Source organism: Desulfovibrio sp. SGI.169, assembly GCF_050313595.1.
In the GTDB taxonomy this organism is placed as follows: Bacteria; Desulfobacterota; Desulfovibrionia; order Desulfovibrionales; family Desulfovibrionaceae; genus Desulfovibrio.
This window is the reverse complement of sequence record NZ_JBNPLS010000047.1, coordinates 1-8,911: the sequence shown is the minus strand read 5'-3', so window position 1 is coordinate 8,911 and position 8,911 is coordinate 1. Positions and strand designations below refer to the sequence as shown.

Here is an 8,911-nt window from a genome sequence, read left to right as displayed (position 1 = left end):
CCAAGCTCACCTCACGCTGCCAACTCACGCTCCCCCGCGAAATCCGGCAAAAGCTCGGCGTCAAGGAAGGGGACAAGGTTGTCTTTATTGAAGAAAACGGGCGAGTTTTCATTGAAAACGCTGAAAAGCTGAAATTCGCCCCTGACGAACATTCCGGCGGAAAGGAATAGCGCCGCAAACATTGCGCCGCCTTCCCGCCGTCCAGACAAGGATGGGAACGCATGGCCAGACGGCGCAAGCAGACACACGATCCCCGCCAGTTGTCGCTCTTCGACATCATGGCGAACCAGATCGAAGAAATACGGAAAGAAAATATTCAGGACGACATGCGGGAAGCAGCGCAGTCAGCGTCTTCTCCGGGTGGTGAACAGCGGTCTGCAAGCGCCATCCCCGCATCAGAAAGACAGAACATTCAGGAAGACAGGCAGCCCGTGCCTTCCAGAGACTGGTTCGAGCTGCTCGGCAATTCTCCGAAAACGATGACGCCGCTTGGCCTCAACAAACGTGGAGAGACGGTATATGAAATGGAAAACGGGGTACGGATGTACAGCCGTAATCCCGAATTCATGCAGACCGTTGACGGAGACGGCAGCACGCCGGAAGAACTGTTCCTGCAAAATAACCATAACTTCCTGACAGTTCAGGAAGTTGCAGACTTCAGACAACAGCATTCCCTTTCTTTGGAGCAACAACATGCGGGACAAGCCGCCACGCCGGAGACCGCGCTGGAAAAAGAGGCGACGGACCAGCCGGAACCCGCACGAGAAGAAAAGCTTTTTCCCTTTCCTACCAATGACGGGGACAAAAGACGCCTTGGCGTCAACGGCAAGGGCGATTCCGTATATGAACTGCAAGACGGCTCCCGCATGTACAGCTCCAACCCGGACATCATGCAGGTCGTTGACGGGAACAAACGATCTCCTGAAAAACTCTTTGAGGACGGAGCGGACGACTACCTGACCGTGCAGGAAATTTCACATTTCACCCAAACCCTTCCCTGGGAGGTGCAACATGCTCGACAGACAAACCTTTCCGCTCGAAATCGCAAGAAAGGTTCTCAAGCCCGAAACAATCAACGACGTGCGAAGCGGGGGATACACCAGTTTGGGCTATTCGATACTGGATCGCTGGGCACTGAACAGCCCCGAAGAACTGAAGAAGCTGGAGGCGATGGGGAACATCCCCTTCATGGTGAAACTGTACGGGCAACAGCAGAAGGAAGCGGAAGCCCTGAGCAGCGAGACCTCCCGGCAGGCGAGCCTGCGGGGGATGTCGGACTCCGAGATATTGCAGAGCATGGGCATCGACATGAGCCTGAAAATTACCGAATAACCTCCGAAGACAGGCTGGGCGTTGGCGGCGCGAAAACCAAGTATGCGGACAATATCGCCGCCATACGCCTGCTTAAACAGCTCCAGGCCAACAACGCGGAACTGGCCACGCCGGAGGAACAGAAAGTTCTTGTCCGTTATGTGGGCTGGGGCGGGCTGCCGCAGGTCTTTGATGCCAAAAACGAACAATGGGCCGCTGAATACCGGGAATTGCAGGGGCTGCTTTCCCCGGATGACTATGCGGCTGCCCGCCGCTCAACACAAGACGCGCACTATACATCGGAAACCGTTATCAACGGTATCTATCAGGGGCTTTCCCGCCTCGGCCTTGACACAGGGGAACCGCTCAGGATTTTGGAACCTTCGGTGGGGATCGGCAACTTCCTTGGCCTTTGCCCTGAAACTCTCAATGCGAAATTTCTCGCCGTGGAACTCGATCCCACGACTTCCGCCATAGCGCGGTATCTCTATCCCAATGAGCATCATATACATAACGGTTTTCAGAATACCCGACTCAGCAGCGGATTTTTCGACGCCGTAGTGGGTAATCCCCCCTTCGGCAAACAGGCGCTGTACGACCCGGATTTCCCTGAGCTGCGGAAATTTTCCATCCACAATTATTTTCTTGCCAAGTCAATCAGCCTGCTGCGCGAAGGCGGCGTCGCGGTCTTTGTGGTCAGCCGTTATTTCATGGATGCCGCCGACCCCACGGCCCGTGAGCATATTGCGGGGCAGGCCGACCTGCTTGGCGCTATCCGCCTGCCGGAAACAGCCTTTCGTCAGAACGCCCTCACCGATGTTACGACCGACATCATATTTTTCCAGCGGCACGACGGCGAAAACAAACGCAGCAGGGACTGGGTGAACACGGTCTCCATTGATGTGGACGACCCCCAGAGCGGCGACAGGCGAGCGGCCACAGTCAACAGCTACTTTGCGGAAAATCCCCGGCAAATCATCGGCACACTGGCCTATTCCGGGCGAATGTTCGAGGGGGCGCTGACCTGCCTGCCCGATCCGGCCCATGCGGATTTGGGACAGGAAATCGCCGCGCGGCTGGACGAGCTTCCGGCGGACTGTTTCGTACCGCGCAAGAGAGACCCGCTCAATACGGAAGTCAGGACGCGCAACGCCGATTTCATTCGCAGCCCGTATTTCCAGTCCCTGAAAACGGACGCCCTGTGCGTCGAGCCGCAAAGCCGGAAGATTGTCTTCAAGACCGCTGCCGCTTTCGGTGAAAACGACTATGATATTTTTCCGGTCAAGAATGAAACGGCCCGTCTGCGCCTTGTTTCCATGATTCAAATTCGGGACACCCTGCGCGAACTCATCAATACGGAAAAGTCCGCCGACGCCGATGAAGGCCGGATGACAGCCCTGCGCCAGAGGCTCAACGTCCAATATGACGCCTTTGTCAAAAAGTACGGACACCTCAATTCCCAGACCAATCGCGGCCTCATGCGGAGCGACCCGGAACACTCGCTGCTGGAATCGCTGGAAATGGAGTATGACAAGGGCATTTCCCCGGATATGGCCCGCAAGACCGGCAGAGCCGCCAGACCGGCTTCCGCACGAAAGGCGGCTATCTTCCGGCAGCGTGTTCTCAAACCGGCGGAAACCGCGCAGACTGCCGACAGCCTCAAGGATGCGCTGTTGATTGCCTTGAGGGAAAGCGGCAGGGTGGACTTTGCTCGTATGGAGCAGCTTCTTGGGAAGCCTGCCGATACGGTGCGGCAGGAATTGCAGGGGCAGGGACTGATTTTTCTCAATCCGGGGACGGAACTCTGGGAGATACGCGACAAGTACCTGACCGGTAATGTTCGGGAAAAACTGCGACAGGCACAGGAAGCCGCCAGAACGGACAGCCGTTTTCTAAGCAATGTGGAAGCTCTGACAGCCGCGCAGCCCCCCAACATCGAAGCCGTGGACATCGGGGTAAAACTTGGTTCAACCTGGCTGCCGCCTGACGTGGTATCCGCGTTTATTGAACATCTGCATGGCGGGCACGGCTTCCAGCGCGTGGAATATCTGCCGACGCTCGGCAGGTGGAATGCGCATGTGGGTATTACCGATGGAGCCTTGAATACCAGCGTCTGGGGCATTCCCGAATATCCGGCAAGCAGGATTATCGAAGCCCTGCTCATGAACAAGCCCATCAAGGTGGAAAAAGACACCGGTCAGCGGGATGAACAGGGCAGGCCGATTCTGGAGCTGGATCAGGAGCTGACGGCGGCTGCCATGCAAAAGGCCGATGAAATCCGGCAGGCCTTTGTGGACTGGATATGGACGGATGACGACCGGCGGGTACGTCTGTCCAGATTGTATAATGACCGATTCAATACGCATGTACCGCCTCGCTATGACGGCTCCCATCTTGAGCTGGTCGGAGCATCAGCAGAAGTGAAGCTCCGCCCGCATCAGAAAGATGTTGTCTGGAGGGCCATTCAGGAAGGAACCGCCCTTTACGATCATGTTGTCGGCGCGGGCAAGACAATGGCCTGCATTGCCACCATCATGGAATCCAAACGCATGGGCTTTGTCTCCAAGCCGATGGTCGTCGTCCCCAACCAGTCTCACCATTGCAATTTCATATTGCCTTATATCATACTTATCTACTTGCAATTACTAGTTTTATTTCATTTTGTTCGTCCAGTGAAATCCGGCAAAACCGGCTTGCATCCAGCTTATTTGCTGGTATATTTGCGGGTAGCAAAAATCTTGCAATATCAACATTACTATTTGATATAGCATGATTTTTTGTCCAGTAAAGAACATTCACATCCAATACCCGCAAGGAGAAGTGTAATGCTGACGGACGCCTTTATCAAGAATGTGAAAGCCGCTGAAAGCCCCAAAAAATACGCCGATGGCGGCGGATTGTTCCTTTATGTTCCCGCCAACGGCTCAAAGCTCTGGCGCATGACCTATCGGTACAACCGGAAAAGCAAGCTGTTGAGTTTCGGCAAATATCCCGCCGTTACCCTGAAGATGGCGCGGGAACGCAGGGACGCCGCAAAGAAGCTGCTGGCCGAAGGCATTGATCCGTCTCGCCACAAAAAGGCGGTTGAAGCGGCCAAGCTGGAGGAAGAAAACCGCATTTTCGAGAATCTGGCCAGAGAATGGCATCAGACCAAAACAGGTCACATTGGGTCAGAAAGTTACAAAATCCGCCTTATGCGCAGAATGGAACTCTATCTGTTTCCCACACTTGGCAAAATGCCCATAAGCATGATTGAAGCGCAGGATATTCTTGCGGCTGTCAAACCGCTTGTTGAGCGCGGCAAGCTCCTCATTGCCAAAAAAATGCTGGAACAGGTCGGGAGGATATTCCGGTATGCCGTCGCCACCGGCAGATGCAAGCATAATATAGCCGCGGATTTGCGTGGCGCGTTGCCGACTGTTCAGGTTACCCACAGAGCCGCGATAAAAGACACTCGAATGGTTGGAAAGCTGCTTCTGGATATCGACAACTATGTTGGGAGCTATCAAATTCAATGCGCGATAAAAATTCTGCCGCTTGTCTTTTTACGGTCAGGCGAACTCGGCAAGGCAACATGGGATGAAATTGATTTCGAGAAAAAGGAATGGCGCATTCCGGCATCAAGAATGAAAATGAAGGAACCGCATATTGTGCCCCTGTCAAGGCAGGTTCTGGAAATCCTTGCCGACCTGCACAAATTTTCAGGGAATTACAACTATGTCTTTCCATCCATCAGGACGTTATCAAAACCGATTGGCCATAGCAGTATGCTGAATGCCTTGCGGCTGATGGGATACACAAAAGAAGAACATTCCATACATGGATTCAGGGCAATGGCTTCAACGCTGCTGAATGAGCTTGGCTTCAACAGCGACTGGATTGAAAGGCAGCTTGCCCATCAGGAACATAACGGCGTCCGTGCGGCATACAATTATGCGCAGTATCTCCCTGAACGGCACAAGATGATGCAGGTGTGGGCGGATTACTGCGACGAACTGAAGGAAAAGGCGCGTCCAGAGTACGAAAAGAAACCGTTGTCTGGACGGAAAACAAGGGAATATGCGAATGAAAAAAAATCATTCGTATCCAATTCATCAACTTGATATGTTGGAGAAATAGTATGCAGGATATAAACAATAATTCTCTGCTGCGTTTGCCGCAGGTATTGAAGATTATCCCCATCAGCAAAAGCGCGTGGTGGCAGGGCTGCAAAGACGGACGTTATCCCAAACCCATAAAGTTGGGGCCGCGCACAACAGTCTGGCGGTCAGCGGACATTTCTGCCCTCGTCAGGGGACTTTCCGGCCAGAACATAACAGGGGAAAATACCGAATCACAGGACTGAAATGCCTTTCCTATCTGACCCGTTTCCCGAACGCGGCGCGACCAGGGTATGAACCTTGACCGCGCCGCTTTCTTTTTGCTTCATACGCAGTTTTTCGCTATGGTTCCCGAAAACCGAGCAAACAAAACGCCCCATTCACTCGCCACAAATGATACGGCTTTTTCCCGAAAACGAGGCGGGTTCTTCGTGGCAGGATGGGGGTTGTGCTACGCAGCCCCTCATCCTGCCAAAGGCTTCGCCTCTGGACTCCAAAGCGCGTTCGGCGCTGCGCTTCTCACGCTCGCAAAAAGGCAAAAGACAGGACAAAAAAAACAGTGGGAGGCTCGCAAATTTTCGGTGTGGACTTCATATGAAAATCGCTATGAAGTCAGACACACCCCGCCCAGCCAGAAGATTTCTGAAGGTTCTACTTCCTATCAGACTGGTCAGTACTTGTGCTAGGAATTTTGCCTGAGTAGCATGGTCTTGCCGCATTAGAAAAATCTCTAATGGCATGTACTTACACCATACAGTTGTTATTCTTATGATACAGACAATACATAGATAATTCACATTTAGCACAATCTGGATTATTGGGGTGGCAAAGATCTCTACCAATATTCCACAATGAATAATCAATTATACCTGGATATGACGGATGAATTTCTCTTGCTTTATATATTATTAACTCATTTATTTTATTAATATCATCTTTTCCATTTGATAACTTGATATTCTTCGGGATTAGTCCAAGTCTTGTCATTGTTCTACGGACATGAACATCTGGAGAAACGTCAACTGACATATAATCAGAATATTTAATTCTATATTGACGGGCGAGAATATTAGTTGCCATAGTGGCAATTTTTATACCACATCCATTAAACTGTAAAAAATTATAAACAACTTTTGAACTTGAAGGTTCGCCACTCCATATTTTAGAAGCATCCCCTTCGTATTGTGTTATGATTCTTTGAATACCATCATAAAATATTTCAGCCATTCCACGACAAAATCGATGAAGTTTTTCTTTAGTAAATAAGTCTATATATTCTTGTTTACTTATTTTTGATAATTCATTGATATCAAATGTTTTAATTTTAAGAGAACATTTTATTTTATATGGAATTTCCCAAGCTTTTTTTGCAGAAATCTGTCTATCCATTAGACATGAAAAAACGTAGGCGTGTGGATAATTCTGCAAATCTTCTATTAGTTTTTGAGCTTCCGGTTCAACTTCTATTATATGGACAGCATTATCTTCAGGGTGGTCAAATTTTTTCTTTCCCATTGAAACAAGAGCTTCTTCTAATTTTTTCAAAATTGACCTCCCATTTTTTTAATGATTGAAAACGTCATCATATTTATATCCCTATTGCTATCATTATAAACATCATTCAATATTAATATGTGTCCGCCTCTAGAGACAACTTTACCTGACATATCTACGAGAAAAACAGTTTTCTTTGATGATATATTTTCAATAAAATAATATTTATACCAATATTCAATATGACCATTATTATCTGACAAGCATTTTGCTAATATAGGAAATTTTTCTATTTTATCTTTTCGCAAACCATCTCCATACCCACTACTATCAAAATAAGCCATAAGAGCCTTTAGCTTATTGGGTGAAAATATGTGTAGCTTAAAATATGAAGCAATAAATCCACATGCTAATATTGGTGCATTTGATATTGGTAACTTACTAATCGGGTCTAATCCAGCTAATGACGAAATTTTATCTAATAAATTCTTTGGATTATCCGATCCAATATACTCATTAACTATATCTAACCGCTCGACATAATTGCCACCTTTCCATATATGGAGAGAATTGGCTTGAAGATTAAAATCAAATACTTTAATTATATTATTTTTCTTTTTTAAGTATAATGACAGGCAATCATATTGACCACTACAAGGATGAGTTTCCCATACGCGCAAATCGTACTTTAATTGATAACGCCTCATAAGTTGGTATATAAGCTCCCATATAATAGCAGACGAAATTTGCTCCTTACAAACTATAGGTAAATTATCTGTATCAACTTTCATCTATGCCACCATAACTCCTTGCAAAGAATATTATGCATCAACACATGGCAAATGAAAATAGTAAAATCAATTCAGCTAGTTTTATTGATTATTCCTTGAGTCGTCCAATTTTGAATTTTTTTGGGGCATAGGCGCAGCACCTATGCTGGCCACAGTATCATCCTCATTATATGTAATCATGAGGCGCTTCTTTTCACCTTGAAATCCTTCAACGGGAGTGCCTACGACTTCCCATATACCGAGAGTTAAAATGTCCATGACCCCGTGGCCTATAGCACGTCCAGCGGAAGGTTCATTGCCGATCTCATATTCGTAAATATCAACGCGACTTCCATTGACTTCCGTGATTTCCACCGGTGAGCCAAGATGAAGTTCGATTTCTCCACGAGTAGCCCCTACTCGGACAGCTCCGAGCTCTGGTTGCTTTTTTCCACTCATGGCCATACCGACGCTACAGCCCTGCAACAGAAGCCCAGAAATGACGATTGCTCCAATGTTTTTAATGGCTGCGTTCATGCTTTCTCCTCATGTAGCACTTCGTTCCTCCACGCATATCGTTAACTCAAGTATGGGGCAACCCAAAAGCCGCCCGGAGACAGGTGGAAGAGAAGAAAAAAGGGAAACCAGAACGCCAGCCAAAGCCTTTGCCATAATGGCGGCAAGCCCCCCGGGGCTAACCAACATGATACCGATTTGTCACTTGAGCAGGCGGAGTTCCGTTGTCTGGATTTCAGCCTTCACTTTTTTGATATCTGTCTTGAGTTCCTCGCGAACCTTTTTAATTTCAATGCGTACATTCTGAGCATCGCCTCTCGTGGCAAGCTCGTGCCGGTTTGCCTCATCATACTTGCCCTGTGCCATTTGCAAGGCTGAGCGTTGGGCTTTCCGGGGTTCGAAGGGGCGATGCCCCTCGCCAGCCGTGAGTCAATACGCATAGCGTATAGACGAAACGTAGGCTGGCCCTCGGAGACAAGGCCGGACAAATAAGCAAGTATCCGTGCAAAAGCAGGTACGCATGATGCGGGCATCAAGAATGTGGCGAGTGCGTATCAGGCATGAAGCGGAGTTGTATTCGGCGCACGTCTGGCAGGTATGACAGCGGCATCGGGTAAACATCCGACGAACGGGATAACGGTATGCGGGAAAACCGTGAACGATGGGAGACGCTTTTTTGCATCGCTGCTTTGTGCTTTCTGCCTGGTGCTTCCTTTGACT

Annotated in this window: 9 protein-coding genes; 5 read left to right on the top strand and 4 right to left on the bottom strand. The window is 49.0% G+C overall.

Annotated elements, in window-relative coordinates; translation table 11 throughout:
- From ACQRA4_RS13115 to ACQRA4_RS13095, 5 genes are all read left to right on the top strand, one after another.
- Positions 1–170, top strand: a 170-nt coding sequence (locus ACQRA4_RS13115) for an AbrB/MazE/SpoVT family DNA-binding domain-containing protein (RefSeq protein WP_427823510.1), incomplete at its 5' end; no start/stop codon positions are given.
- Positions 171–221: 51 nt separating this feature from the next.
- Positions 222–4,079 (top strand): Eco57I restriction-modification methylase domain-containing protein, encoded by a 3,858-nt coding sequence (locus ACQRA4_RS13110; protein WP_427823509.1) that lies wholly within the window; start codon positions 222–224, stop codon positions 4,077–4,079.
- 57 nt (positions 4,080–4,136) lie between these two features.
- Positions 4,137–5,414 carry a tyrosine-type recombinase/integrase gene (locus tag ACQRA4_RS13105; protein ID WP_427823508.1) on the top strand — a complete coding sequence of 426 codons (1,278 nt, stop codon included), beginning with the start codon at positions 4,137–4,139 and terminating at the stop codon, positions 5,412–5,414.
- Between the two features lie 17 nt (positions 5,415–5,431).
- On the top strand, positions 5,432–5,656 hold the full coding sequence (locus ACQRA4_RS13100) for a helix-turn-helix transcriptional regulator (RefSeq protein ID WP_427823507.1): 225 nt from the start codon (positions 5,432–5,434) through the stop codon (positions 5,654–5,656).
- A gap of 48 nt (positions 5,657–5,704) precedes the next feature.
- Positions 5,705–6,097, top strand: coding sequence for a hypothetical protein (locus tag ACQRA4_RS13095; RefSeq protein WP_427823506.1), 393 nt, complete (start codon positions 5,705–5,707; stop codon positions 6,095–6,097).
- Between the two features lie 58 nt (positions 6,098–6,155).
- On the opposite strand, the gene ACQRA4_RS13090 is transcribed toward ACQRA4_RS13095, so the two are convergent.
- The 4 genes from ACQRA4_RS13090 to ACQRA4_RS13075 all read right to left on the bottom strand — a co-directional run bounded on the left by ACQRA4_RS13090 (position 6,156) and on the right by ACQRA4_RS13075 (position 8,557).
- Positions 6,156–6,956 carry a hypothetical protein gene (locus ACQRA4_RS13090; RefSeq protein ID WP_427823505.1) on the bottom strand — a complete coding sequence of 267 codons (801 nt, stop codon included), beginning with the start codon at positions 6,954–6,956 and terminating at the stop codon, positions 6,156–6,158.
- Positions 6,953–7,696 (bottom strand): hypothetical protein, encoded by a 744-nt coding sequence (locus ACQRA4_RS13085; RefSeq protein ID WP_427823504.1) that lies wholly within the window; start codon positions 7,694–7,696, stop codon positions 6,953–6,955. The genes ACQRA4_RS13090 and ACQRA4_RS13085 overlap by 4 nt, the downstream gene beginning before the upstream one ends.
- Positions 7,697–7,777: 81 nt before the next feature.
- Positions 7,778–8,212 (bottom strand): hypothetical protein, encoded by a 435-nt coding sequence (locus tag ACQRA4_RS13080; protein ID WP_427823503.1) that lies wholly within the window; start codon positions 8,210–8,212, stop codon positions 7,778–7,780.
- Positions 8,213–8,392: 180 nt separating this feature from the next.
- Positions 8,393–8,557 (bottom strand): hypothetical protein, encoded by a 165-nt coding sequence (locus ACQRA4_RS13075; protein ID WP_427823502.1) that lies wholly within the window; start codon positions 8,555–8,557, stop codon positions 8,393–8,395.
- Between the last annotated feature and the right edge of the window lie 354 nt (positions 8,558–8,911).